Below are 22,731 nucleotides of genomic sequence, written 5' to 3'. Positions count from 1 at the left end.
AGAAAGGACCAACATGGCTCGCAAGATTTATGACAAGCCAACCCGCGCGCTCTTGAAGGACATGGTCACAAGCTGGGGTCTTCAGCCTGGCCAAGTATTTACAGCAAAGCGTGCAATCGAATGGTTTGAGGAACACTACCCAAGGCTAAAACCTGGGAGCATTACAGCTCACTTGGTCCAAGCTTCCACCAACGACCGAAGCCGGCTTCATCATCCTTCTACAAACAGCTCTGATGATCTTCTTTTCCGAGTAGCACCGAGACAGTATCGCCTTTTCGAGCCAGGTAAGGACCCTGCGCCCATCCACGAGATGGTGGATGGTGACGTCGCCCTTGACGACGAAACTAGCGCGGAAGAGGCAGAAGATCATGTCATCGATGCGCCTCCTGGATCATCGGAGTTTCTGCTTGAGCGCGACTTGCAACGATATCTCGCAGAGAATTTAGACTGCATCGAGCCCGGATTGAAGCTGTACGAAGATGATGGGCTCTCAGGCATTGAGTTCGATGCTGGCGGACGGCGGATTGACATTCTGGCAACTGACGCCGCTGGTGGTTTTGTGGTCATAGAGCTCAAGGTCTCGCGTGGGTACGACCGGGTAATAGGCCAGTTACTTCGGTACATCAACTGGGTCCGCAAAGAGCTCGCAGAGTCAGGGCAACCTGTACGGGGGATCATAGTCTGCCGATCCATTTCTGAAGATTTATGTCTTGCAAGTGCAAGCATCGCTGAGGTAGAGCTTTTCGAGTACAAACTCTCTGTGGCGGTGAAAAAAGTCCCCACGATTAGCCTCTGAGTCGATGCTGGACAATGGCGGGCTAGATCTCCCTCTACATCCAGCCTGCCCATCCATCCTGGACGCATCTCCAGTAACCGCCCAGTGCCCTGCCGTAGTAGCGTTGTGCCTCCCAACGACCCGCCCCGGTCCGTTGTCGGAAAGCCCATGGACTGGGGCCATATGTGATCTAGGAGATCAAATGAGCAAAGTAGGTCTTTCTTCATTCGAAGCAGGCGTGATGTCTGCTCTTGGCGCCATTTCACTGTACCTTCGCTCTCGGCCGGATTACGACGCGGCTGAGCTGCAGAAATACGTAAACTTCTTCAAGAACACTCGTCAGGAGGATGCGGAATCGAAAGCTTTCAACATGCCGCTTGACGCCGTTGGCGGAGACCTCAGCAACGTTCAAGAAGCAATCAAGAACGGCGTAGGCTCAACTCCGCGCTAATCACCCCTACGCATTGTCGGTAACAACCGCGCCGACAATGCGCACTCGTCCATCCTGGCCAACCTCAAATACTTTCTTCATATCGTTCTCCTGCAGCTCTGCCGCTTCATTTCGCGTCCCGATGACGCAACACAAGACGCATCCGGTCGAGCCAGGGCCCGCCGAACACAATGATTTCCGATGGTCGCCCCAGCAAGTGGTGCAGCATGAATGGGCCCGGCCCGAAGACCTGGCCGACCTCGCCAGGCAATTCAGGATTTGCGCCCAAGTAGATGCCCGCATGGTTGGGATGGGCAGTACGCCCCACCGCCATGACGATCAAGTCACCACGCTGTGGCTCGCTCACGTGATAGAAGCCGGCGGCTTCATAGGCCTGCTCGTACAGGCTTGGGCCGTCTGCATCCTCCCACCAGCCTGCCTCTCGAGCGTAGGCGGGAAATTCCAAACCCCATTCCCGGTGGTACCAATCGGCGCAGGCCTGCCAGCAGTCCCATGCCCCGTGCACAAACGGGCGACCTAGCAGCGGCGTGGATCCGGTGGGCGTGATCGTGCGCAGGTCGCCCTCCGGCCACGACAAGATGTACCAGGGCAGGCCGGTGGCCTCGCACATGGCCAGGTCGCGCGGTGACGGCCTGCTGGTGGCGTCGGGATGCGAGTGAACGATTCCAATCACCTCGCCCAGTTCTTCGGCCTCGGCGTACTGCTCGGGTGCAATTCGGAATTCCTCCGTCGGGTCGTTGGCCGCGTTGGTACATGGGTGGTAAGCCTGCCTGCGGCCGACCTGCATCAGCAGCCCGCAACACTCGCGCGGGTATTCAGCCGCTGCGTGCGCCTGCACGGCGGTGAGTATGTGTTTGCGCATGGTCAGCTCCGGGCGATCAGCGAGACGGCAGGAAAGCCGCCGAAGGGAAGTTCGTTGCCATGGCCATGCCGGACGGTGCACCCGGTATCCAGACAGCCGTTGCACTGATCCTTCGCCGGGTCGTCCGTAGGGTTTCCGTCCATGTCGTAAAACGGCCCGGTGTAGCCGCAGTTCGGCCCCCGGTACCCGGCCGTCATCGCCCAATGACAGAGCTGCGTCATCTGACGCCCAATCGTCTCGCCACCCACATCGCCCGGGCTTGCAAGCTCCCAGGCTACGGTGGTGCCGCTTTCGGACACCTTCTGATCGATATACCAGACTTCGATCGCCTCCTCTGCCGGATCTGCGGAGGGGTTGCCGCCGGGAAAGTTCGCAGCGTCCAGGTACTCGGCGAAGGTGTGCCGCATGGTCAGCTTGAATTCGAGCAGGTTGTCGAAGGCCAAGCACAGCGCGGTGATCCGGCCATTGACGTTGCCCACGCTGAACGTCGGTCGCACCGCGGTGCCGTCGGAGTTCGCCTCGATGCCTTCAATCTGCACTGGCCAGGCGCTGTACTCGTTGCCCTGCCACCAGATGGACTTGGCCTGCAGCTGGTCGGCATTGGCGCCGGCTGCTCGCAGCTCCTCGGGGGTATGAGGAATCGCATGGCCATGGAAGCGCAGGGTGTCGGCGCCGAAGTCCGAACCGTCGAGTTCGAACAGCAGCACCTCGTTGCCAGGCTCCAGGGTCTGGATGTCCTTGATCAGTGACATGCTGGTTCCTTATGGGTGAAAAGTCCGCTCGAGGGTGGCGGTCACTTTGAAACGACCACCACCCACCGGCGTAGGCTTGGGGTCTTTGCAGGTGAATAAGCCAAGATCCCCGAGCGGCGTGGTCCACAGAAAAGCCTTAGCCCCGCCGTGCCTGTCGAAAAACTCCATGACTTTGCGTACTTGGGCCTTCGTGCCGGTGACAGTGATGGGGTAGCTGTCTTCCATGTTGTTGGGCCCGTCACCGACCACCTGTCGGTACCCGCCCCCAAACCGGGATTCGCGGGTGCGGTAGCTGATCTCGGGGGTTTCACCGCGCTGGGTTGGCCAGCTGAATTTCTCGATGGCCATCAGCGCCTCCCGGTAATGTTTCGATGGCTGACACCACCTGGGCGCCATGAGTCAGCGACCGCTTTCTCGGCAGCCATCTGCATTTGTTTTTGCATGTTCTGCTGGAGCAGCGTTTGATCGAGCTGCATGCCCTCGCTGCTCCTGTCCTCCATAACCAGGCTCACAGGGGCGGATAGAGTGATGGAGGTAGCTCCACCGCCTACCGCCCTCACCCCAAGCTGACCGCCTGAAGTCCTGGTCAAAGGCATGACCGCCTCGTCGCCTGCCTCTCCCATCACGCCCATCCTGCCGCCGGCCATGCCGAACGCCGTGGGCGTACTCACAATCGAGTTGGTGAAGGCACCGCCATTTGCAAACAGCTGCACGCCGTTCGACCAGGCGCCGCCAAGAGCTTGAGGGAAGTAGGTGCTGCTGTAGCCTGCCTGCGATGCACCGAGACTTGAGGAAACCGCGCCTGCCGAGCCGGCCTCCATGCCATTACCCCCACCGCCGCCAAAATAGGCGGATGCCGCAGTGGCGCCCCAGCTCACCAGGCTGCCGAGCAGCCCAGAGGCAGCACGCTGCGTCTCGATCCGGACCATGTCAGCCAGGATCGACTTGGTGAAGTCTGCGAACGAGAACTTGCCGGTCATGGCGAAGTTGATGACCGCGTCTTCCATGCTGGAGAAGGCGTTGGTGAACAGGGATCGCGTCTGTCCGGCAACATCCCGGGCCTGCTCCAGGTAGTTCTGGAGGGCAGACGATGCCCCCTTACGCCAGTCGCCCTGCGCGGCCGTCATCTGGTCGTAGTTGGCGATGGTGGTTTCCTGCAGGTCCTTCTCGGTTTTGTTCAGGGCCGCCAGCTTCTGGTTGTACTCATCAAGGCTCATGCCGCGGGAGCCGTCGCCGTACTGGTTGGCCAGGTCCAGGCGCTGTTGGTTGATGCGATCAGTGATTCCGTACTGCTGATCCTGCAAGCCGCGCTGACGATCACCCAGTCCAAGCCCGTCTGCGGAGCGCTGCCCCTGCAGCCTAAGCGCTGTGACCTGCTGGCCGAGCGCGTCGGTGTAGGTCTGCACTGCCCTAGCCTGCTTAGTCAGCCGGCCCTGCTCGTTTGTGGCAAGCACGGACAGTTCGGTATCGGCATCCTTCTGTGCCTTGACCATCGCAGCGCGGGCATCGGCAATCTTCTGATCAAGCTGGATTCGCTGCTGCGCGCTGGTGCTGCTACGCCCCTTGGCCCCCTCCAAAGCTTTAATTTCGGCCTCGTAGGCGTTTGTGACCTCTGCCTTCTGCTGCTCGATGATCGCAGCGCGCTGGGCGGCGTACGACTCCTGAGAGATCAGGCCGGCCTTCTGCGCCGCATCCAGCTCCTTCTGGTGGTTCTTGTACTCGGCCTGGATGGCGGCAAGAGCGTTTTTCTGGGCGTTGAAGCCCGTGAGATCGACCGGTGTGGTGCGGCCAGCCGCGTCCTTGAACTGCTTGGCGATGTCCGCCTTTACCTTGGCGATATTTTCAGGTTTCAGTCGCTCATCTTCAGGATTGACCTTGCGAATCGCCTCCAGAGACTTGTTGTATTCCTTCAGCGCATCCGCCCGCTTTTCAGCGTTGGTCCTGGCGGACTTTTCCAAAGCGTCAATCTTTCCAATCGCCAATATTGCCGCCTGCTGCCGTTGAGCATCGAGCTCCTGAGCCCTCGCGATGGCTTGCTGCGTGTCTCGCTGCTGGATGAGCGCTTTGAGCTCAAGGTTGGCGTCGGTCAGCTTCTTCTGCGCTGCGGTGTCGTCAGGATCACCATTCACCGCACTCTGGGCCGCTGCTAGGCGCTGCTGCGTCTCGACGATGCGGCTTGCGATGTCCTGGCCCCGACCGATATTGTTGACCGAGTCCACGGTGGCAGCAACCTCGCCCCGCAGGGCTTTCCAGCCCCGTTCCCAGATCGAAAGGTTCTCAGTGACCTCCTTGCTGCGATTCTTTATGGTATCGACGTAGGTGTCGGTGAGCAGTTTGGCCGCTCCGATGGTGTCACCCTGCTCCTTCAAAGCTACGATCTGCGAGTACGTCGAGGCGGTCAGGAAGTTGTACTGCTCGTTCAGATCCTTGGCTGCTGCGACCGGATCCTTGCCGATCTTCACGAACTCGGCGACGGTCTCCTCCACTGCGCGGCCTGTAGCATCGCGCCATTCAAGCGCAGCCTCGGTGATCTCGACGAAGCTGCCGGCGGCAACCTTCCCGCTACCGGCTAACTGGGTCAGCACTTCCGCTGCGGCGCCGGTGGTGCCGACGGTGGCCGACACCTGGGCAGCCATTCCAGACAGGCGATCAGCAGTGGTGCCTGCAGCATTGCCGGAGGTGATGAGAGCCTTTTGGAAGCCGACCGCTTCCTCGCTCCCCTTGTAATAGGCGTAACCCAGTACGCCTACAGCGGCAGCTGCGACTGTGAAGGGGTTGACCAGGCCGAGGACGTACCCGCCGAGCGCTTTCACAGCAGGCCCGACGCCGCCGAACATGTCCTTGAGCTGCCCGCCCTGCTGGAGCAGTACGGTGAGCGGCGCCTGGCCGCCCTGCAGGGATACAACGATGTCGGTGAACTGCGCAGGTACACCGCGCAATGCCGCAGCAGTTGCCTTTGCCGACATACCGGTTTTGTTCAGCGCTGTATCTGCGCCTCCCAAGGCCGTGCGCGCTTGATCGATCTTTGTCTGGTACTCACCGAAGGTCTCGGAATCCAGCGCGCCGCTGGCGCGGTAGCCCTTGAGCTTCTGCTCCATCTGATCCAGCCGACCCAACGCCGCGACAGTCGGATCAATCTTGCCCAGCAGTTCGTCCAGTGCCTGCCCTTCCTCCCGGTGGGCCCCGGCCGCTCTCCTCGCCGCCTCCGCCTGGCGTTCTTCGGTGGCGATGAGGGCTTGAGCTCGGCTGTTGATGGCCGTCTGACGGCTAGCGCTATCTGAGAGCACAGCGTTCGCCTGGGCGGTGACCTCCACGCTCTGTTCAGTGGCCCGATTGAGCGTCTGAACATACTGGCTCGCCTCCAAAGAGGCTTTGGCCACGGCCAGAATCCTGGCCTGTTGCTCGTCAGCGGACTCAGCGGCACGCCGCCCAGCCTGAGCACCGGCATCCGTGGCAGTAGTCAGCGCCTGCTGGACTTGCCCGGCCTGCGCAGCCTCAGCCCGGAAGGAGCCCATGTTCGCTGCGGCGCTGCTGAATGCCGTGGATGCGCTGGTAACGGCGCGGCCCACGGTAGCCATCTGCTGCGCGAGTTCAGCCTGCTTGGCGTTGAGCGATTGCAGCTCCTGCACGATCTGCCGGGTGTCACCCTGCAGGCTGCCCAACGCAGTCTCCCAGGCACGCCCGGTTCGGCCAGCCGACTCTTCGCTGCGCTTGCCGGCGTCCGTCAGCTGGTCGAGGTTATCCTTGGCCTCAACAGCATCACCGGAATCGATCTGAAGACCGAGGGAGGCAATGGTGGTCATGATCTACTCCATGGATTCGGCCATGACGGCCAGGGCCTCGACTTCCATCACGCGGAGATCGGGAAAAATATCGGGAAGGTCGCGGCGCTTGATGCCCAGCATTGAGGCCGTGATGGGGGCAGCCGTGTAATCCAGCCCAGACGGGCCGCCCGGGCCTACCCGCCATTGCGTGCCCATTGCGTCGAACAGGCGGAAGGCAGGCCAGGCATCTGGCCAAACCTCTACCTCATCTTCTGCAATGTCTGCCAAGGTCAGGCCTAGAGCCGCCAACTGCTCGGCAGAGGGACCCTGCTCATAGCACGCCCGGGCGGCCGCCCTTAGTTTCCCAAGCGGGCCGGACTGTAGGCAGCCTGGAAGGCGTCGATGACGGCCTTTGGCGCCCCCGTACAGGTACGCGCCAGCTCAAGGATCGCTTTCTGGCTGAACTTGTCCTCCAAGTCCCACCCGGTAACGATTTCGCCCAGTTGCTCAGCCTGCAGAGCGATCTCGCCGGCGGTCACCTCTTCCCAAGTGGCGTTGTCGGCCTTGGCCTTCTCTGCCCAGGCGTCGCGCGCCTTGTTCCAGCGATCAAACATGCCAGCCAGCGTCACCCGGTCCATGTAGCGGAACTCGAATTCCACCGGAACCGACTCTCCACCGATTCGAGGCACCTGCACCTCGGCAGTAAAGGTCGGGTTCTGCGCGATTTTGATCTTCGCCATGAGGTTTCCTTAGGCAGCAGCCAGGTAGCGAACCGGACGGCCCGAGAGCGCGATGCTGATGGTTCGGGTCATCAGGTTGTTGCGCTCCATGGTCGGGGTGGTGGTGATGCTCACATAGCCCGGATAGAGGATCTGGTCACCGTTGGGCAGCTTGAGGCGGACGACCGTCAGTTCTTTGCTATCACCGTAGGCTTCAACCAGGCCCACGTAAGCAGCGGCTGGCTGATCTTCGACAGTGATCGACAAAGTGATGGGGTTGCGGTTGGTGGGAAACTGGCGATCGTCATCGTCCTCCAGGTACCCGACGGTGAGGTACTGCTGCTCGCCGCCGGAAGAGGTGAAGGCGGTCACCTTCGAGATCTGAGCCCAATTGGTCACAGAGATCACAGACCCGACACCTGCGCCGGCTGTGTACTTGTCGGCGTTGGTGGTGTTAAGGCCAGCCATCGAGAACTTGTCTGCGGCAACACTGGCAGCGCGGACCGCGCGGTCGTTGATAAGCGACCAGCCGGAGCTGACGACTAGGATGTCGCCGTTCTTGATGTTGTGCCCTGCGGCGGTGGCCACTGGAGGTGCAGCGTTGGTCAAAGCAGTGAAGGCAACGGCAGCGGCGAGTACGCTGGCGATTTCCAGCACAGAGCCGTTCGGCAGCGGGAAGCGTGCGGCCATGGATATTTCCTCTTGAGGGTTCGCCAGGTGGCGGGTGGTTATGCCCTTACGGGCGATTGGTCCGCGACGCCGCGGTAGGTGAAGCTGGTCGGGACCGTATAGGTCGCCGACTCGGTAATGGTTGGGCCCTGCTCCAGTGGCTCGGTGAGCAGCCCTTCGAAGCCGCTGCGGCTTAGCTCTGTATCAACCCGGAACAGGCTGCTCAGCTCGTCGACCAGTGATTCGGCAACGCCCAGGGCCTGGCCTGCCGGGCAAACGATGCTGATCTGGTAGACGCCGGTGTATTCGTAGGCGTCGCCGCCCAAGTAGCGGCAGGTGGTGCTGGCCGGCAGCAAGTAGGCTCGAAGATAGGTCTCACCAGACTCAGCCTCGAACCCCTCCTCGAAGTTGGCCACCCGGATCGGGCGCGCGGCGGCCCAGGCCATCAGCTTGACCTCGATGGCCTGGCGGGCTCGTGCATGGCTCATACGCTGTTGTTCCTGATGGCTTCGTCGACGATGCGCTGGAAGTTGGCCAGGGTGACCCTGACCATACCGGCTGGCGCCTGGGTTGAGTGGCCGTATTCCAGCGGAACCGCGTAGGCCAGGTTGTTCACGATGTAGGCCGTCTGGCCGATGGTGAGCGCCTGCACCTGGGTGATGAGCGCGGTAATGGCCTCGCTGCCCGACGGGTCGATGCGGTCAAGCTCTTCGGTCGCCGGCGAATCGATGGAGAACTGCCAGTTGCCCCGGAATCGCCCGCCGGCGTAACCCTGCCCGGCTACCAGGCCATTGGTAGCGAAATTCTGCTCGCGCTCGGTCTTGGTCAGAGGCTTGGCGTACTTCACGCCCTTGCGAAGATTGCCGGCTTTGGTGAAGTTGTCCTGGTTCAGGTTGATCAAAGTGTTGCGGACCGCGACCTTGAAGTCGTAGTCGTCGGCGGCCTGGTTGGCCTTGGCCCGGTGAGCGACGTTGGCCGCCCACAGCTCCGGGTTGCCGACCGGCGACATGCGGATGACGCTGCTTCCGATCTCGATCACGATCTCGCGGAAGGTGGCCTCCAGGGCTTGCTCAGCCTGCTCGGCGAACGCCCGGATAGCCTCGGCGAAGCCACCCTGCTGACCACCGTACCGCTGGGCCATGTGTGAGCCGCGCGCCATATTACTTCCTCAGCTGAACGGTCCAAGTCGCTTGGGCCGGGTCCTGGGACACGTTAAGTGCGCGGTAGCCGCTCACCTGGTCGCCGATCTTGGGCAGCGCAGGGACATCTGTTACAGCGCCTTCCTGGCCTTCGAACAGTTCGTTCTGGAGGACCAGGAGCTTCACGTCCTCGGTCTGGATACGTGTGCCATCGATTTCCTTGACCAGGTAGCTGCCGAAAACACCGCGCCCGACGTAATGGATGGTCGAGGCCGGGACGGTGCCGCCGGTCTCGGGGTCATACCCTCCCTTGACCGTGCGGCTCCCGGCAACGGGCTTTACTGCGTCGGCAAGGCCGTCTGGATCATCGAACGCTTCCGCCAAATCGGCCTGCAGTTCTTCGCGCATGCCCATGGGTCAGATCCTCTTGAGCATTACAGTGCCGGCGCGGCGGGTCCAGGGCGCGATGAGGTCGAGGGCGAAGTTCTCACCGGTCGAGCGATCAACAGACCCCGCAACGTAGGTCTTGCTGGTCGAGGTGCCAGCCTGGGCCGACACAGTCTTGCTCTGCACTTCGCGCTGGGTGTCCTTATAGAGCTTGCCTGCTGCGGCCAGCTTGGCCACCTGCGCACCGGCGGACTTGATGGCGTCCGGCACCACCTCGGGCACCGCGCGCTTGATCTTGGCCGTGAGCCAGGCGTTGGCCATGGCCACGGCAATGACCGCATCACCGTCGCCTGCCCAGTCCGGCCCCAGCTGCTGGACCACATCGGCCTCGATGACGAAGTCGGTCATGGCCTTACTCCTGCGGGATCAGCGCTTGCAGGTCGGGCTTCTTCGCGCTGGCGTCGAACTCGATACCCTTCGCGGTGAGCCATTCCTTCAGCTCGGGGACGTTCATCTTGTGCGGGTCGGTCTCAGACTGGTCGCCCCCAGATTGCTCGCCGACCTTGATACCGGCAGCCTCGTAGGCCTCGGCGATCTCGGGCGCGTCACCCTCGATCACAACCTGTGTAGCTCCGTCGATGACTCCGAAGAACTGGCTCAGGAGTCGATAGCAAACGCCGCGCTCACGGCCTGGCTTGTCGGTGTAAATGACTTTCATGGTGGTCTCCTGCGCAGGGCGCCAGGTCAGCGCCCCGCCTGGCGGGTCAAGGGGTGGCGGTGCCGCTGATGACGGCGGCGAAAGGTACCTGCTTGCGGTCGAATACTCGCTCCCAGTTCGCGGCGCTGGCGTACTGGGTGGCATTAGGGCTCAGGTTCAGGTTGTTGCTGCCCTTCCAGCTGAAACCGGCAGGCTGCAGGATGAAGGTCTTGCGCTCCCACAATACCTCGGCGCCACCACCGTTACCGCCGTCAGGCTTGCGCTGCATCTCGACAGGGGTGTGAGGGGTGCCTTCGCCGTAGCCGAATGCGCCCTGGCCGAAGAACACCGACAGGAACTGGCCGGACGCGTAGGTCAGACTGTCGTCCATGAATACCGGCTTGCCGAGGTATGTAGCCAGGATGATCTTGCCAGTGGAGTCGCGCAGGTACTCGATCAGGTCCTGCTTGACCATCTGGTTCATGACGACCGAGTGCACGCCGATTGCGCCGAACATGTCGGCCGCGTCGCCTGCGGTGAAGGCCGCATCCTGGAACGCGGAGGCGCTGATGCTGGCACCGGCGTCCTTGACCATGTCGCCGCCGTTGTTGGCGATGTTCGAGGCGATGATGCCTCGTGCGGCGCCCAGCAGGTACCGCTGCCACTGACGGGTCCAGTACGTGCCGAAGCGGTTGCGGATGTGCTGCATCGGCTCGCTATTGGCCAATTCGGCCGTGAGGTCAGCGACACCGTAGCCCTTGTTGAGGTACAGCGTGCGCGCGCGCATGCTGCCCTGCTCGGCTTTGCCGACCTCGCCCAGGTCATCCGGGTTGTCGTTCGAGATGTTCGGCGCCTCATCGGCATCGAGATCCTGCCAGTAGCTGATCTCGGAGGTGCCTTGGCCGTTGTTGGCGATGTTGTCCAGCGTCGGCGAGCGGGTCACGATGCCCGATTCGAAGACGGCGGTTTTTTCGGGGGTGTTCACCGGCGCCAACGCGCCGTAGTAGTCGCGGACGAAAATGTCCGACAGCTGGGTAGTTGCCATGGATTAGGTTCCTTGGGTGGCTTGGAGTCGCTTGAACGCTTCAGGGTTGTCTCGAGCCAGCGCAGCGCGCTCTTGCTCGGAGTACTCGCCCCATTTCTTCGTGGCCTTGCCACCGTTGTCGCCGGTCTGTCCGGCACCCTGAGCCCTTGGCCACAGGTGGGTAGCGGTTTCGCGCAGCGATTCCGCCCATTCGAGAGGAGACAGCGGGGTCTTGCCGTCCTTTCCGTACACGACTTCGCCGGCACGGTCGGTGGCAACCGGTTCGCCGTCTTCGCTCAATTTGAAGGTGCCGCGGGCGCGGAGGATGATGTCCTCGGCAGCCTCAGGCAGCGCGCCGGCCTTGATGGCGGCAGCGCGGATGGAGTCAGCCAGCACCTTGTCGCTGTACTTGGCAGCAAAGGCTTCTGCCTTGTCGGCGCGCTCGTTGGCGGCCTTGACCTGCTTGTCCAGGTCGGTGCGCAGGCGCTCGGTGCGGCGGCTGATGACCTCGTCCAGCTTGCCCTCGGCGATCAGCTTGGTCTCTTCGTCCTGGCCGGCCTTGGCCAGCAGGCCTTTGACGGCTTCGATGTCCAAGCCTTCGAATTTGCACTTGAGGCCGTCCAGCTCGGTCTTGATGGTCTTGTTGGAGTCGATCAACTCCCGGTTCTTGGTCTTGAGGCCCGAGACCTCGCCATCCAAAAATTTCTGCACCTCTCCGCCCAGCGCTGCCTTAAGCGCGGCAGTTTGTGTTTCGTCGAGGGTGAGGCCGTGGGCGGCCGGGTCAAAGTCAAAAGGCATGTGGCTATCCCCTGGGGACTGATGGACCCGCCTGGCGGGCATAAAAAAACCCACCTAGGTGGGCATGTATGAAAGTGATGACGTAGAATCCGTGCCTTTTGCATGCGGGGCACAACTGCAGATGCGCTTGCCAGAAAAACGCTTCATAAACTCGGAGCGAGGATCGATCGCTAGAAGCGATACCGTAACAGTTGGAAAACTTGCAGCTCTTGCGACCGTGCTTGCAGCAGCCTTTGCGCTATTTTCGAGTGGTCTCTCTACTGGGCAATTGAGAGAGCAAAACTGCATCGCTCGAATAGACAGCCAGGAAGCCAAGCTGCGAGAAAAAGCATCTCTGCTGCAGGGCACTCTTGCTGAAATGATCGCCGTAGCATCTACCCCTGAGCCCAATCGGCTGAAATACTCCGCCGCCGTGCAACAGGTCATGAAGTCAGCCTACGAAATGACTGCATACACGGGCACGTCAGAACTCGGACTCCAAGCACTTCGGGTTGCCGAAGCGGCCCGACGCGGGCTATCTGTCTTTACTGAAGATGATAGGAAAAAGGCTATGAGAGAAGAGGAGAATACGTTCTACGACTGGCCCCTTTACTACTCAAATATCCTCGATGACTTTGAGAAAAAACGCGAAGCATGCGCTGCGCCACTGTTCAGCCAACTCATAAATTCGCCCTCTCGAACGCCAACGGCTCCAACTCCTTGAGCTGGTCGAGCGTCAGTGGCTTGAAGTTCTTGTCCAACTGCAGCGAGGCGAACCGCTCCGCAGTAAGCCCGCCATCACGGAACAGCTTTGCGCGCACCGGTCCCAGCGCAGTGTCCTGAAACGCCGGTGGCTGCGTTTTCAGCCATTGGTAGTAGCTGAGGCTGGCGGAGACCTGCGCGCCGCCAGATGCGCCCACAGACGCGCGCGTGGCGCCCTTCGCGAACGCTGCTGACAGCTTAGTGATGGGCGTGATGGTCGTGCGGCAGTTGATGTGAAACGGCGGCACCGGCCCCTTCCCTATCTCGAACTCACGCCCGTCCAGGCTCTTGCACTGCTGGCTGGTCTTCCGGTCAAGGGTGGCCACGATGCGGTAGCCCGGAACAAGTTCGGCGTTAGCGGCGAGCGTCTCCATGCGTGCCGTCGCGGACACGTGCTGCACGGCGGTGTGCACAACCGACCTGGCGTTGCGGTTACTGACCGCCAGCACGCCATCGGTGAAGTTCTGCGCGGCAGTACCCCGAATGGCCTGGGTGATCTCTGCATTGGTCTGACCTTGCACCACGCCAAGGCGGATGGCATTGGTCACCCGGGTAGACTCAGTGCGCGTCCAGCCGCTCAGGAACGGCTTCAGCAGCGTACCGCCGTCGATTCCTGCCACCTGCAGGGGCTGCGTATTGATCGCGGCCCGGATCAGCGAGTCGGTCGGCATGATGGCATTGATGAGCAGTGCCTTGGACAGGCTGCGGCTTTCGAAAGCGGCCAGGTACAGCGCGATGTCAACTAGATCGGCCTGCATGCGATCGCCGAACGCGTGGTAGATGCTCAGCAACTTGCCGCCAACTCGGCCCAGGAACTCCTCAAGCCGGGTTCGGCTGTAGGTCGTGAGCTCCTTACGGGTCAGCTGGTCCCGCACTTGGGTATCAACCTGGCGCAGGACCGTCTCAAACTTCTTGACCTCACCCGCCTTGAGCCGCTCCAGCAGCACTGCGTGTCGACTGACCTGCTCCAGCAGCATCTCGTCCGCCGTTTGCGTCGGTTTCGTCGCCATCATCTTTGTCCAGGTTGATGCCGGCCGACTCGCGCTCATCGCTGATCAGCTCGGCCTCTTCGTCGTAGGCCCGCTCAGGCAGCTTGCCGGTGGTGAGGTACTGCCAGTAGGTCTCGGCGCTGATCGTGCCGGCCATGACGCCCTTCTGTAGCTCGGCCAGCACCTGGGCGTTGACCTCAGGTATGACGAACTCCGGCTTGACCGTAAAGACCACGTCGTCCGGGTTGTAGCCGGTCCACTCGGCGGCGTATCGCAACGCCTGCTCGATCGCGTTGGCAGCGGTGATGACGATGCTGTGCAGCGTGGCGTGCTGGTCGTTCTGGCGCGTCTTTCGGGCCTCGCCCGACTCGGTACCTGACACGTCCATGACCTTGGCGCCGGCCTCAAGGGCTGCGCTTTTCTGGTCGGACATGGCGGTGCGTACGGCCTCGACACCGGCGCCTTGGAACTCCAAATATCCGCACTGACCCTTTGGGCCTAGGTCCCAGGCCGCCGATGGGCCGGTTACACTCAGCTCGACGCTCTCGTCCAGGCCCGATACCCACGGCTGCGGGTGGCTGGTCTGGTGCAGCGCGGTGAAGTAGTCGGCGCTAAGCTGGTAGGACTTCAGTGCGGCCCTGGCCATCGTCAGCAGCGGGATCTCGTCCACGTCCGGTGAGTTGTCCGTTGAGCCGCAGTAGATGACCGGGATGTACTCAAGCCCGCGCACCAGTTGGTTGCCGGCGCCAACGGTGCCAAGGGGGCGCTCATCCTCAATGAGCTCGCCTGCTTCGTTGCGCACAGCCGTGTAGCAGACTTGTCCCTGCATGAAGAACTCACGGTAGACCGTCTGGCACTCGTGGCTGTAGCGGTCCTCCGCCTTCTTGCGGAACTCGCGGAACACGGCGAGCACCAAGTCTTGGCGCCCGCCCTGGTCGGCGGTGTCCCAGTTGATACCGTTCCGGGCCGCGTAGGTTGCGAAGTACGGCTGGCCCTTGTCGTCCACATTGACCACCAGCGGCACGCGACCGTGAGAGATCGTCTGCCGCACGATGCGCAGGAAGAGCTGGGTCAGGCCGAATCCGTCAGCGGTAGCGTTCTCTTCGACGCCCTTGAGCCCGCTGGGCAGCTTCACCTCAGGAATGAGCCGGGAGACTAGGCCCATCATCGAGCGCAGCGAATCGCGCACCCAGTGCTCGTACTGCGCTCGCGCCGTGTAGTTCTGGTAGAGGTAGGCATTGCCCTGGCCATCCAGCTTTTCAGCCTCGACCATGCCGCTGGGCTTGGGTAGGTTGCGTGGACTGCCCTTGATGGCGCACTCGCCTTCCAGAGCATCGTCCATCATCCGCCACTCTTCGATGTGAGCGTCGTACTCTGGGTTCGTGGATTGAACAGGCATTACGCCAAACCTCCGATGCGGCGGGTGCCGGCGGACTGAGTCTTGATCGGGAACCGCTTGGCGATGAAATAGCCCGCGGCATCGTTCATGTGGTCGTGACCTTTCTTCGGGTCTTTGTCCGGCTCGCCCTTGTCCGTGTAGGTCTGGCGCTCCAGGCACTGCGTGAGCTGCGGGCACTGGTCAATGTTGACCTTGAGGCGGCGCTCTCCGTAGGTGTTCAAGAACATGGAGTTAACCGCGTTGATGCGGTCCTTGACGCCAGGGTTCTGCGAGTCGACCACCACGGTGAAGCCTGCCTTCTTCAGCAGGGACAGATCCGATTCACTGGCATTCTTGCTGCTGGTGTTCTGTCCGCTGGCGTCTGGATACACGGAGATGCCATGCCCAGGGAATCGCGCCTTGATCTTGTCGATCATCTCAGGCGTGTCACGCACCGAGTGGAATTCGTCAAGCGCCAGCGGCAGGCCGTCCCGGACCACGTACACGACCGCCGCCATCTTCATGACGTTGAAGTCCATGCCGATGTGTAGAGCCTCGCCTGGCTCGATGCGCGCGCTAGTGCGGCACTCATTCCGGTCAAAGGTGTAGTAGACGACACCCGCATAGTTCTCGAACCCGGCCTCGTATTCCTGGCGGAACGTGCGCGGGTCCATCTTGCGTCGGGCCGCGTCCAACTCCTCGGCCGGGACATTGCCACCCTGGAGCGAGGTGTACTGCCAGCTCTTGTGGTCGGGCTCGCCACCTGGTTGGCCATCCCGGTAGGTGTCATAGCAGTGGTTGAAGCCCTTCGGCGTACCGATCCGTAGTGCGTGGCCACCCTTCCGAGCCTCCCCTGTCTGCGCGATCGTGTACTGGCACGTCGAAAGCATCGGCCGCAGCACTTCTTCCCACGCCGCCCACGGGCAGTCGGCCCACTCGTCCACCAACACAAAGAACAGGCCGGAGCCGCGCAGGTTGTCGTAATTGTCCAGGCCGACCACGCGCATGATGTGGCCGGACTTGAGCGTGATAGAGCATTCGGTCTCGTTTGGGCGGGTCGCGCGCCAAGCTTCTGGGATGGCCTGCTTCAACCGGCGCCAGAACACCCGCTTTGCTTGCTTGAACGTCGGCGCGCCGTACCATATCTCGTCCTCGACACTCACGCCCCACTCCGCAGCCAAACGGGCTGCGCGGCGCATCTCTGCCTTGCCGAGGAAGGTCTTGCCGAATCGACGCCCGCACACCGCATCACGAAAGCGAGCCTCAGGCTGGAAGCCCCAGACGTAGATATTCGCCTGCTTCGGCGTCAGCTTGACCGGCGCGTCATAGGTGCGGGGTAGTCGGGACATTCTCGTCTGGCTCCAGCGTGTACTCAGCAACGGCGTGCTGCTGGTCCGCCTGGGAGCCCAGGGGCTTGTCGGGTTCGATCTTGCGGTTGACGTACATGTCGCCGCATTCCTTGGCCGCCTGCTCGTAGAGCTGGGCGCTGAGTGCAATGTTGCGCATGCCCTCTGCTTTGTCAGCCATGCGGTTCAGACCACGCAATCGGTAGGCCTTGTTGGCAATGGGAATATCGGTGATGTCCTCGCGAAAGCGCTTACGAGTCTCTTCGAACAGCTGCTTCCATTTGGCCGCAAGACCTTTACCAGAAACCTTCGTCGGATCATGCGATTCGATTTGCTGACGAGTGATTGCCAGGCCAAATTCCTTTTGGACCGACTCGGCAACTTGGGAAGGCGTGTCAAAGCAGGCCAAGGCCTGAATTACGAAGACCTTCACCTCACTTGATAGGGCTGCCATAGGCGTTCATCCGTCCAAACCTGTCCAAAATCAGGCCGACTTGAGTAGACAGGTTCCGCAGGCCCTCGCAATGTTGATCTTGGCCACCTCAGGCGGCCGGCTTGCAGCGTCGATCAGCTGCTGTACGTCGTTGCTGGCACCGTAGCGGCGAACCACACCGATGAACTCCTCGACGTCATGGCCACGCATCTCAAGCTTGGGCAGTCCATCTTGGGTGAACTTGGGGGCGCCGTACTGATCAGTCGCCTGGGCGATGTGGTAGAGCTCGTGTTCGACGAGGGCGCAGAACTCGGCGTCGGTGCATTGGGCGCAGTAGTCAGCCGCCAGGGTGATGAGGAATTGGGGCTCTTCGCCGAACCATTCCCGCATCTGCTGTTCTTGCCGGGCCTTCTGCCATCCACCAGCTCGGAACATGAGCTGCTCGGCCTGACCGATAACGACACGCCCCTGTTTGGTAAACCCGCTGGACGCCCACAGAATGCCAATGTCGGCATCGATCAGGTGGGCGTGCTCGGTGTTATGGATGCTGCCGGTATCAGCTAGGATCTCGCTCTGGACCCAATCCCACACGCCGGTGGCGGGCCGCAGGGTCAGCCAGAGTGATTCGAGAAAATCATCTGGCGGCAATGGTCTGCTCATAAGTCGCACCGGGCGAGAGTACTCATGTAACGCATGTTGCCACCTCGGCAGGCGCCGCTATTTAAACCTTCAGCTAAAGATTCAGCAGTTCCAGCCGAGGCATGATGATGAAAACTCAACGGGGCTAGAGACATGCACGAGATCACGTTAACGCGGCGTGACACCGCCAAAGGATTTGCAGACACTCCTATCATGGTCAGTGTGAACTCCAGCCAGCGGAAAATGCACAACGGACAAAAGATCACCTTGCTTGAGGCTGTCCCAGCGAACGTTAAGGTTTACTTCAAAGATACCCTAATCTGGGAAGGGTCGGCTAAGCCTGGCAATCGTGGGGTTGTTGAGCTGAGTGTGGGGATTTCCGAGAAGACTGCACAGAAATTTGGACTTGGGGCCTTGTCCGCAGATGAAAAAACTAAACAAGCGTCGCCCGTGGAGAATCCGCCTCTCTCAGCTAGAGCGTCTCGTATAAAACAGGTTATGGCCGAAAATGAGAGACTTAAGCAGAATTCGAAGATCGCGTTCTGCTTTGGCGGTGGCTTCGTGCTAGCTGCCATCGGCGGAATGGTCAGCTCCAGCGAGCTGATAATCATCATTGGTTCGATCGGAGCAGTGATCTCCCTATGGGCCGGCATAAATCAGAGGGTAGAAATTCCGGCTGCGTGCACCAAGTGCAACGCGCCCACGGCAAAGCGCACTAGTCGTAGGGAGCAGCTGAACGGGGTTCGATCGGTTCAACGAATCATTCGCAACCAAACGACCAATACGAACGAACAGAGGACCGTGACGGTTAGCGATATCGACGTGGTTGAGCAGTGGACATGCGTCACTTGTGACCATGTTTGGACGAACCATTTTACCTACACGCGCGAGTAGTACGGATCTTTCACAACCTGCCTATGGCGCAACCCGATTGAGGGCCTCGTCAGCCTTGTCAGCGGCTTGGTTGGCGGTGTTCGCTGCCTTCGACGCTTTGGTCACGGCGCTCTCTGCCTTGATCGTCAGCTCGTCCAGGCGCTTGTCACGCTCGGCCATGGCAGCGCCGTAAGCTTCGCGGATCTGCGTCACCTGGCCGGCCTGGGTGCTGGCCATGGCCCAGTAGGCCGACTGCCAACCCAGTACCGCACCGCCGGCCACGAGCAGAGCAGCGATGATCCAGACCTCTGCTCTGCGCCACCATCGACGGGCAATGAATTCAAGTGCGCATCTGTCCATCACGACATACCTCCGAGCTTGGTGCGCAAGCGGGCGATCTCTTCGCTTTGCAGCGAGACGCGCTCAGTGAGCTGGCCGACCTGACTGGTCAAAGCCTCGATCTTCCCTTCCATGCGCCCAACGGTGGCGGCTAGGTCGTTGCGCTCTTTGGCGAACTGATCAGCGCGGGCCTCGGCAAGCTTGCGGGCCTCGCGCTCGGAGTCGAGCAGTTCGTTCAGGCGGCGCACCGTCCCAATATCGGCGTTGTCCATCGCGCGATCAGTCGCATCTTTCGATAGGAATTTGCGCAGCCAGAGAAAGCCGCCCAGCAAGACAGTGCCCGTTCCGCCCAGCCAGGTGGCTGTGCCTGGGCCGAGGTCGGTCGGGTCCATTCGTTTTACCTATACGGGCCCAGCCAACGATGGGCGATAGTCAGTGGTTCGTTCTCACCACTACAATCCCTCGCCAACAAACTGAGGACAAGGGCATGAAACAACAATTGATGGTGGGCCTGCTCGTGGCGCTGGGGCTGGCAGGCATCGCGCAAGCAGGCGAATTCACCAACGCAGAGATTTGCAAGGCGGCGATTTCTGTCGAGATGGGGCGCCCTACCAAAACGATGAAGGCCAAATCCTCGGGTGGCGACCCTGAGATTTCCTACAAGCGTCCTGATGGCGACTCGTTCAGATACCGATGCCAGGTAAGCGACGACAGTGTCGTTTGGTCAACGTTCTTGAACGACACCCGCTCATGGGGGCGCTGGCGGAACCGTTACTCAGAGGGAGATGCAACTACCACCTACTCAGTAGGGGAAGGTCAGCTGACAATCCGCAACGATCAGTCTGGTGACAAAACCTTCACAAAATTAGATTTCTGAAGGCATTGCCCCACCCTAGCTCAGCGTAAGAAGCCTGATGAAGGAATTAAAGAGGGTCCCTAGAAATCAAAAAACCCCGCGTTTGGCGGGGTTCCTTCATCCTTGATTTTCAGTCATCAAGCGCCAAAACGTCTTCTTCTGGCTCAGGATAGTAATCATCGTACATCTCATCAATTTTCGCTTCGACATCTTCGCAGCTGCCTTTTGCCCGTACCACGCCACGGATGCGTTGCACGCCAAGGCGTGGCCAAACATCAATTTTATCGTTCTGGATAAAGGCCAATTCGCCTTCTGTGGTCATTGTTTCAGGATTGACGCAGCTCCAGCCGAGCTGGGCCATTTCGTCAATAACATCTGCCACAAAGGTCTCGCGAAGTGCCAGACGATTGGCAGCAGTCTTAAGCGATTTTTTAGAAATCCGGAAACGGGAGAGGTCTTTACCCTTCCCCTCGCCATAGAGTGCAAGATTCAACAACAGGGCCTTGGCTGTGTGTTCTGCACTAATTCGGTTTTGGCTCATGCGATGTCCTTACTAGACGATGGTTTGTGGGTGTAACGATGGGGGCGCTCTCGAAAGAGCTGGTAGAACCTTAGCCAACCACAAGCGCAAAATCAAGTAAAAAGACGAATCTGCCACCAATTACCATAACCATCCATCAAATTTGGCGGACTGTTATGCAGCATTACTGGTTCATCAGCAACAAAAAACCCGACCTAGGTCGGGTTTCTTTATTATGTTTGCCAAAGGCAAAACTCTAACAATGCCGATAAGGTATCACCAGCCGTGCGGGAGCGCAATAGGCCCTCAAGCGGCCTCCTTCATTTCGTAAATTGCTGCTGCCACCGGCGACAGAGCTCGCTTGTCCAGGTCCTCGCAAACCTCGAAGCAGATCTGTACGAAAGGTTCCCAGTCCCGGGCCCAGGCGCAGGAAGGAAGAGCGACCCCATAGGTCTCATCGATCCAGCGCTTGAACCATTCAGGGCTGGCAAACGGATCCTGTGCCGAAGACTGCCCGCCCTGGTGCATACGCCGGTAACGGAACATGACGCCCTTGGCCACATACTCGCAGCGTTCCCGCTTGGCTGCGGTCATTCGCCCGGACCTGGCCATAGCCATGCCGAAGATAACCTCCTCGGCCACCTCTCGCTCGTCGTCGGCACAGCTCGGCGCATACATGTAATTGCCGAACGCCCGGAGACTGCCGGGCAGCTTGAAGATCGCCGCCTGCACACCACCCGCCAGCGCTTGGTGGACCGCATGGCTCGCCTTTCTCTGCTTCTCCGTGGTCTGGATCATCGTGCCCAGCATACCCAGGTTCTCGATGAACGAGCCCTGGCTGTCCCACGCAGTGTAGAAGCAGTCATGCCACGCCTGCCGTGCGCTGTTCAGTTGCATGGGCCTTCCCCCTTCTTGAGTCGGTTTGCAATGGTGTTTCCGTAGATCACGCACCAAGTCGAGGTGACGGCAATGGCCAGCAGCAATGCCCAGGCCGTGTCGCTGATAGTCCAGGTCATGCTGCTTCCTCCATCGGCTCAATGCGGACGCGCACAGCTCCGCCTTTGGTTACTTCACGGCGCACGATGCGCAGGTCGTCGATCTGTTCGTCGTCATGCCAAACCCCGGCGTGCGACAGGGCGTCCAGGAGGCCCTTGGCGATGTTGTCAAGGTCACGCCTACGCCTATCAGGGGGAAAGCACTCGATCGTCACGCTGAGGCGGCCTGAGAGCTTAGGTATGGCATGCGGTATGGACCAGCACACGTCTGCTCGGTACTGGCGCCCCTTTTCGCTGATCAGGTGCCGCCCGGCCAGCTTGCCGGTGGTGGGGTGGCGCCAATAGGTGTTAACGCTGGGCGGGTACGGCAGGTGAAGGATCGTCATGCGGCCCCCTTCACTGTCATCAGCCCGGCGCGGATCAGGGCCTCATGCGTCTCCGCGATGGCCCTGGGCATGTCGGACCAGTCCACCTCGCCCTTGCCGCGCCCATCCAGCACGTCGTGGCAGGCCGAGCAGGCGTAGACCGCCACGGTGTCGAAGCCCTTCATGCCCATGCCCTTCTGGCCGCATGGCAGGTGGGCCAGCACGGTTGTCTCGGGGTTGAAGTTGCAGGTGCCAGGGATGCGGACTGTGCAGTCCTGTCCCCGGGCGCTTTCGCGGACCTTCTTGCTGACTACGCGCATGACTCGGCCTCCTTGGGCATGATTACCCCGCGCGCCATGGCCTTGGCCACCAGCTCCGCGCGAGTTTTGGCGCCCAGATGAAACCGAGCATCGCTTAGGCGCTGGTTGACCGACTCATGACTCATGCAAAAACGCTGAGCAATAGCCTTCGAGTTCAGCCCGGCAGCCACCAGCACCAGGAACTGTGTGGCCCTGCGCGTGACGCCGCGGCCATAGCAGCCGATCCAGCCATCGCTCTCCCAGGTGCCTGTATCGTTGTTGCGAGGAAGGTTCTTCTCCTGTGCCTTCATGCCGCAACCTCGCCCACCAAATCACCGAAGAACACACCCCTGGCCGTGAACTCGGCCAGGATGCGGTCGGTGTACGCCACGCCCTGGGCGCGATTGAACAGGCTGGTCACCGGGAACCCATCCGGGCCAAACAGCTTGCACTCTCCCATCATCGCCAGCTTATCCTCGTACGGTAGGTGGCGCATGACCCGGTACCACGCCTGCTGGAACTCGGGGTCTTCGTTCAGCAGGATCTGCACGCCGATGTGCAGCTTGCAGTAGCGCCGGGCGTCGGCCGCGTCGCCGATCTGGGTCATCTCCGCGATGCGCTTGTAGAACGCAAACCACAGCGCGTTCTGGTCCAGGGTGCGGTCCTTGCCCGGGCGCAGGCTGACCACCACGAACTTCTTGTCGCGGAACATGCTGGTCAGCTTGCTGATGGCCTCGGAGAGCTTGGTGGTGCTGTTGACGCTGATTCGGTCAGCCACGGCTACCCTCCTTCACCCAGCGGCGGATTTTCATCTCGCAACCGCTGCACAGTCCCACCCCATTGGCCATGCCAAGGTGGGTTGCCCGACGTTTACACCCGCAGGAGCAGCGTCGGCGTGAGGTGTTTGGCATAGGCTCCATG

General features: G+C 60.9%; 33 protein-coding genes. 5 read left to right on the top strand and 28 right to left on the bottom strand.

Annotation, left to right across the window (positions count from 1 at the left end):
- The first annotated feature begins 13 nt into the window (after nucleotides 1-13).
- Nucleotides 14-796: an endonuclease NucS domain-containing protein gene (locus NMB38_RS08505; protein ID WP_494354990.1), complete on the top strand. Its 783-nt coding sequence runs from the start codon at nucleotides 14-16 to the stop codon at nucleotides 794-796.
- Nucleotides 797-977: 181 nt separating this feature from the next.
- Nucleotides 978-1,226, top strand: coding sequence for a hypothetical protein (locus tag NMB38_RS08500; RefSeq protein ID WP_494354989.1), 249 nt, complete (start codon nucleotides 978-980; stop codon nucleotides 1,224-1,226).
- A gap of 106 nt (nucleotides 1,227-1,332) precedes the next feature.
- Here NMB38_RS08500 and NMB38_RS08495 read toward each other — a convergent pair whose 3' ends face one another.
- From NMB38_RS08495 to NMB38_RS08430, 14 genes are all read right to left on the bottom strand, one after another.
- The gene (locus tag NMB38_RS08495; RefSeq protein WP_494354988.1) at nucleotides 1,333-2,088 is read right to left on the bottom strand and encodes a C40 family peptidase; all 756 of its coding nucleotides are present in this window, start codon (nucleotides 2,086-2,088) and stop codon (nucleotides 1,333-1,335) included.
- A 2-nt stretch (nucleotides 2,089-2,090) separates the two neighbouring features.
- Nucleotides 2,091-2,840, bottom strand: coding sequence for a phage minor tail protein L (locus tag NMB38_RS08490; protein ID WP_494354987.1), 750 nt, complete (start codon nucleotides 2,838-2,840; stop codon nucleotides 2,091-2,093).
- A 9-nt stretch (nucleotides 2,841-2,849) separates the two neighbouring features.
- Nucleotides 2,850-3,188, bottom strand: a complete 339-nt coding sequence (locus NMB38_RS08485) for a phage tail protein (RefSeq protein WP_494354986.1) — start codon at nucleotides 3,186-3,188, stop codon at nucleotides 2,850-2,852.
- Nucleotides 3,188-6,643, bottom strand: a complete 3,456-nt coding sequence (locus tag NMB38_RS08480) for a phage tail tape measure protein (RefSeq protein ID WP_494354985.1) — start codon at nucleotides 6,641-6,643, stop codon at nucleotides 3,188-3,190. The genes NMB38_RS08485 and NMB38_RS08480 overlap by 1 nt, the downstream gene beginning before the upstream one ends.
- 3 nt (nucleotides 6,644-6,646) lie before the next feature.
- Complete coding sequence (locus NMB38_RS08475) at nucleotides 6,647-6,898, bottom strand: DUF1799 domain-containing protein (RefSeq protein WP_286751576.1); 252 nt, start codon at nucleotides 6,896-6,898, stop codon at nucleotides 6,647-6,649.
- Nucleotides 6,899-6,960: 62 nt separating this feature from the next.
- The gene (locus tag NMB38_RS08470; protein ID WP_027916412.1) at nucleotides 6,961-7,344 is read right to left on the bottom strand and encodes a phage tail assembly chaperone; all 384 of its coding nucleotides are present in this window, start codon (nucleotides 7,342-7,344) and stop codon (nucleotides 6,961-6,963) included.
- A 9-nt stretch (nucleotides 7,345-7,353) separates the two neighbouring features.
- Complete coding sequence (locus NMB38_RS08465) at nucleotides 7,354-8,013, bottom strand: phage tail protein (RefSeq protein ID WP_494354984.1); 660 nt, start codon at nucleotides 8,011-8,013, stop codon at nucleotides 7,354-7,356.
- Nucleotides 8,014-8,051: 38 nt separating this feature from the next.
- On the bottom strand, nucleotides 8,052-8,480 hold the full coding sequence (locus NMB38_RS08460; protein ID WP_494354983.1) for a phage tail terminator-like protein: 429 nt from the start codon (nucleotides 8,478-8,480) through the stop codon (nucleotides 8,052-8,054).
- Nucleotides 8,477-9,151 (bottom strand): hypothetical protein, encoded by a 675-nt coding sequence (locus NMB38_RS08455; RefSeq protein WP_494354982.1) that lies wholly within the window; start codon nucleotides 9,149-9,151, stop codon nucleotides 8,477-8,479. Before NMB38_RS08455 ends, NMB38_RS08460 begins: the two co-directional genes overlap by 4 nt.
- Before the next feature lies 1 nt (nucleotide 9,152).
- A complete protein-coding gene (locus NMB38_RS08450) occupies nucleotides 9,153-9,545 on the bottom strand; it encodes a hypothetical protein (protein WP_494354981.1) in 393 nt (130 codons plus the stop codon).
- A 3-nt stretch (nucleotides 9,546-9,548) separates the two neighbouring features.
- On the bottom strand, nucleotides 9,549-9,926 hold the full coding sequence (locus tag NMB38_RS08445) for a hypothetical protein (protein ID WP_494354980.1): 378 nt from the start codon (nucleotides 9,924-9,926) through the stop codon (nucleotides 9,549-9,551).
- A 4-nt stretch (nucleotides 9,927-9,930) separates the two neighbouring features.
- Entirely contained in the window at nucleotides 9,931-10,236 is a 306-nt protein-coding gene (locus NMB38_RS08440; protein WP_197874524.1) for a HeH/LEM domain-containing protein, read from the bottom strand.
- Between the two features lie 46 nt (nucleotides 10,237-10,282).
- Nucleotides 10,283-11,260 carry a major capsid protein gene (locus NMB38_RS08435; protein WP_132578447.1) on the bottom strand — a complete coding sequence of 326 codons (978 nt, stop codon included), beginning with the start codon at nucleotides 11,258-11,260 and terminating at the stop codon, nucleotides 10,283-10,285.
- A gap of 3 nt (nucleotides 11,261-11,263) precedes the next feature.
- A complete protein-coding gene (locus tag NMB38_RS08430; RefSeq protein WP_494354979.1) occupies nucleotides 11,264-12,037 on the bottom strand; it encodes a hypothetical protein in 774 nt (257 codons plus the stop codon).
- Nucleotides 12,038-12,101: 64 nt separating this feature from the next.
- Here NMB38_RS08430 and NMB38_RS08425 point away from each other — a divergent pair, with 64 nt between their 5' ends.
- Complete coding sequence (locus NMB38_RS08425; protein ID WP_494354978.1) at nucleotides 12,102-12,740, top strand: hypothetical protein; 639 nt, start codon at nucleotides 12,102-12,104, stop codon at nucleotides 12,738-12,740.
- Here the strand turns inward: NMB38_RS08425 and NMB38_RS08420 are convergent.
- The 5 genes from NMB38_RS08420 to NMB38_RS08400 are packed head-to-tail and all read right to left on the bottom strand — an operon-like array spanning nucleotide 12,697 to nucleotide 17,584.
- Nucleotides 12,697-13,755, bottom strand: coding sequence for a minor capsid protein (locus tag NMB38_RS08420; RefSeq protein ID WP_494354977.1), 1,059 nt, complete (start codon nucleotides 13,753-13,755; stop codon nucleotides 12,697-12,699). The genes NMB38_RS08425 and NMB38_RS08420 overlap by 44 nt on opposite strands.
- On the bottom strand, nucleotides 13,697-15,166 hold the full coding sequence (locus NMB38_RS08415) for a DUF4055 domain-containing protein (protein ID WP_494354976.1): 1,470 nt from the start codon (nucleotides 15,164-15,166) through the stop codon (nucleotides 13,697-13,699). Before NMB38_RS08415 ends, NMB38_RS08420 begins: the two co-directional genes overlap by 59 nt.
- Nucleotides 15,166-16,494, bottom strand: a complete 1,329-nt coding sequence (locus NMB38_RS08410; protein ID WP_494354975.1) for a phage terminase large subunit family protein — start codon at nucleotides 16,492-16,494, stop codon at nucleotides 15,166-15,168. Before NMB38_RS08410 ends, NMB38_RS08415 begins: the two co-directional genes overlap by 1 nt.
- Entirely contained in the window at nucleotides 16,469-16,945 is a 477-nt protein-coding gene (locus NMB38_RS08405) for a DUF2280 domain-containing protein (protein ID WP_404697812.1), read from the bottom strand. The genes NMB38_RS08410 and NMB38_RS08405 overlap by 26 nt, the downstream gene beginning before the upstream one ends.
- Before the next feature lie 30 nt (nucleotides 16,946-16,975).
- On the bottom strand, nucleotides 16,976-17,584 hold the full coding sequence (locus tag NMB38_RS08400; RefSeq protein ID WP_494354974.1) for a putative metallopeptidase: 609 nt from the start codon (nucleotides 17,582-17,584) through the stop codon (nucleotides 16,976-16,978).
- Between the two features lie 132 nt (nucleotides 17,585-17,716).
- Here NMB38_RS08400 and NMB38_RS08395 point away from each other — a divergent pair, with 132 nt between their 5' ends.
- Nucleotides 17,717-18,457: a hypothetical protein gene (locus NMB38_RS08395; protein WP_494354973.1), complete on the top strand. Its 741-nt coding sequence runs from the start codon at nucleotides 17,717-17,719 to the stop codon at nucleotides 18,455-18,457.
- Nucleotides 18,458-18,478: 21 nt separating this feature from the next.
- Here NMB38_RS08395 and NMB38_RS08390 read toward each other — a convergent pair whose 3' ends face one another.
- Nucleotides 18,479-18,796, bottom strand: coding sequence for a hypothetical protein (locus NMB38_RS08390; RefSeq protein WP_494354972.1), 318 nt, complete (start codon nucleotides 18,794-18,796; stop codon nucleotides 18,479-18,481).
- Nucleotides 18,796-19,167 carry a hypothetical protein gene (locus NMB38_RS08385; protein ID WP_049696622.1) on the bottom strand — a complete coding sequence of 124 codons (372 nt, stop codon included), beginning with the start codon at nucleotides 19,165-19,167 and terminating at the stop codon, nucleotides 18,796-18,798. Before NMB38_RS08385 ends, NMB38_RS08390 begins: the two co-directional genes overlap by 1 nt.
- Before the next feature lie 95 nt (nucleotides 19,168-19,262).
- Here NMB38_RS08385 and NMB38_RS08380 point away from each other — a divergent pair, with 95 nt between their 5' ends.
- Nucleotides 19,263-19,652 (top strand): hypothetical protein, encoded by a 390-nt coding sequence (locus NMB38_RS08380; RefSeq protein ID WP_494354971.1) that lies wholly within the window; start codon nucleotides 19,263-19,265, stop codon nucleotides 19,650-19,652.
- Nucleotides 19,653-19,761: 109 nt separating this feature from the next.
- On the opposite strand, the gene NMB38_RS08375 is transcribed toward NMB38_RS08380, so the two are convergent.
- From NMB38_RS08375 to NMB38_RS08345, 7 genes are all read right to left on the bottom strand, one after another.
- A complete protein-coding gene (locus NMB38_RS08375; protein WP_494354970.1) occupies nucleotides 19,762-20,172 on the bottom strand; it encodes a hypothetical protein in 411 nt (136 codons plus the stop codon).
- A gap of 285 nt (nucleotides 20,173-20,457) precedes the next feature.
- Nucleotides 20,458-21,048 (bottom strand): hypothetical protein, encoded by a 591-nt coding sequence (locus NMB38_RS08370; protein ID WP_494354969.1) that lies wholly within the window; start codon nucleotides 21,046-21,048, stop codon nucleotides 20,458-20,460.
- Complete coding sequence (locus NMB38_RS08365; protein WP_494354968.1) at nucleotides 21,039-21,167, bottom strand: hypothetical protein; 129 nt, start codon at nucleotides 21,165-21,167, stop codon at nucleotides 21,039-21,041. Before NMB38_RS08365 ends, NMB38_RS08370 begins: the two co-directional genes overlap by 10 nt.
- The gene (locus NMB38_RS08360; protein WP_494354967.1) at nucleotides 21,164-21,532 is read right to left on the bottom strand and encodes a RusA family crossover junction endodeoxyribonuclease; all 369 of its coding nucleotides are present in this window, start codon (nucleotides 21,530-21,532) and stop codon (nucleotides 21,164-21,166) included. The genes NMB38_RS08365 and NMB38_RS08360 overlap by 4 nt, the downstream gene beginning before the upstream one ends.
- Entirely contained in the window at nucleotides 21,529-21,831 is a 303-nt protein-coding gene (locus NMB38_RS08355; protein WP_494354966.1) for a nuclease domain-containing protein, read from the bottom strand. Before NMB38_RS08355 ends, NMB38_RS08360 begins: the two co-directional genes overlap by 4 nt.
- Entirely contained in the window at nucleotides 21,822-22,121 is a 300-nt protein-coding gene (locus NMB38_RS08350; protein WP_373335550.1) for a helix-turn-helix transcriptional regulator, read from the bottom strand. Before NMB38_RS08350 ends, NMB38_RS08355 begins: the two co-directional genes overlap by 10 nt.
- Complete coding sequence (locus NMB38_RS08345; protein WP_494354965.1) at nucleotides 22,118-22,588, bottom strand: hypothetical protein; 471 nt, start codon at nucleotides 22,586-22,588, stop codon at nucleotides 22,118-22,120. Before NMB38_RS08345 ends, NMB38_RS08350 begins: the two co-directional genes overlap by 4 nt.
- Between the last annotated feature and the right edge of the window lie 143 nt (nucleotides 22,589-22,731).

This window comes from Pseudomonas sp. FBCC-B35 (assembly GCF_059133755.1).
This window is presented reverse-complemented; position numbering and strand designations above follow the sequence as displayed.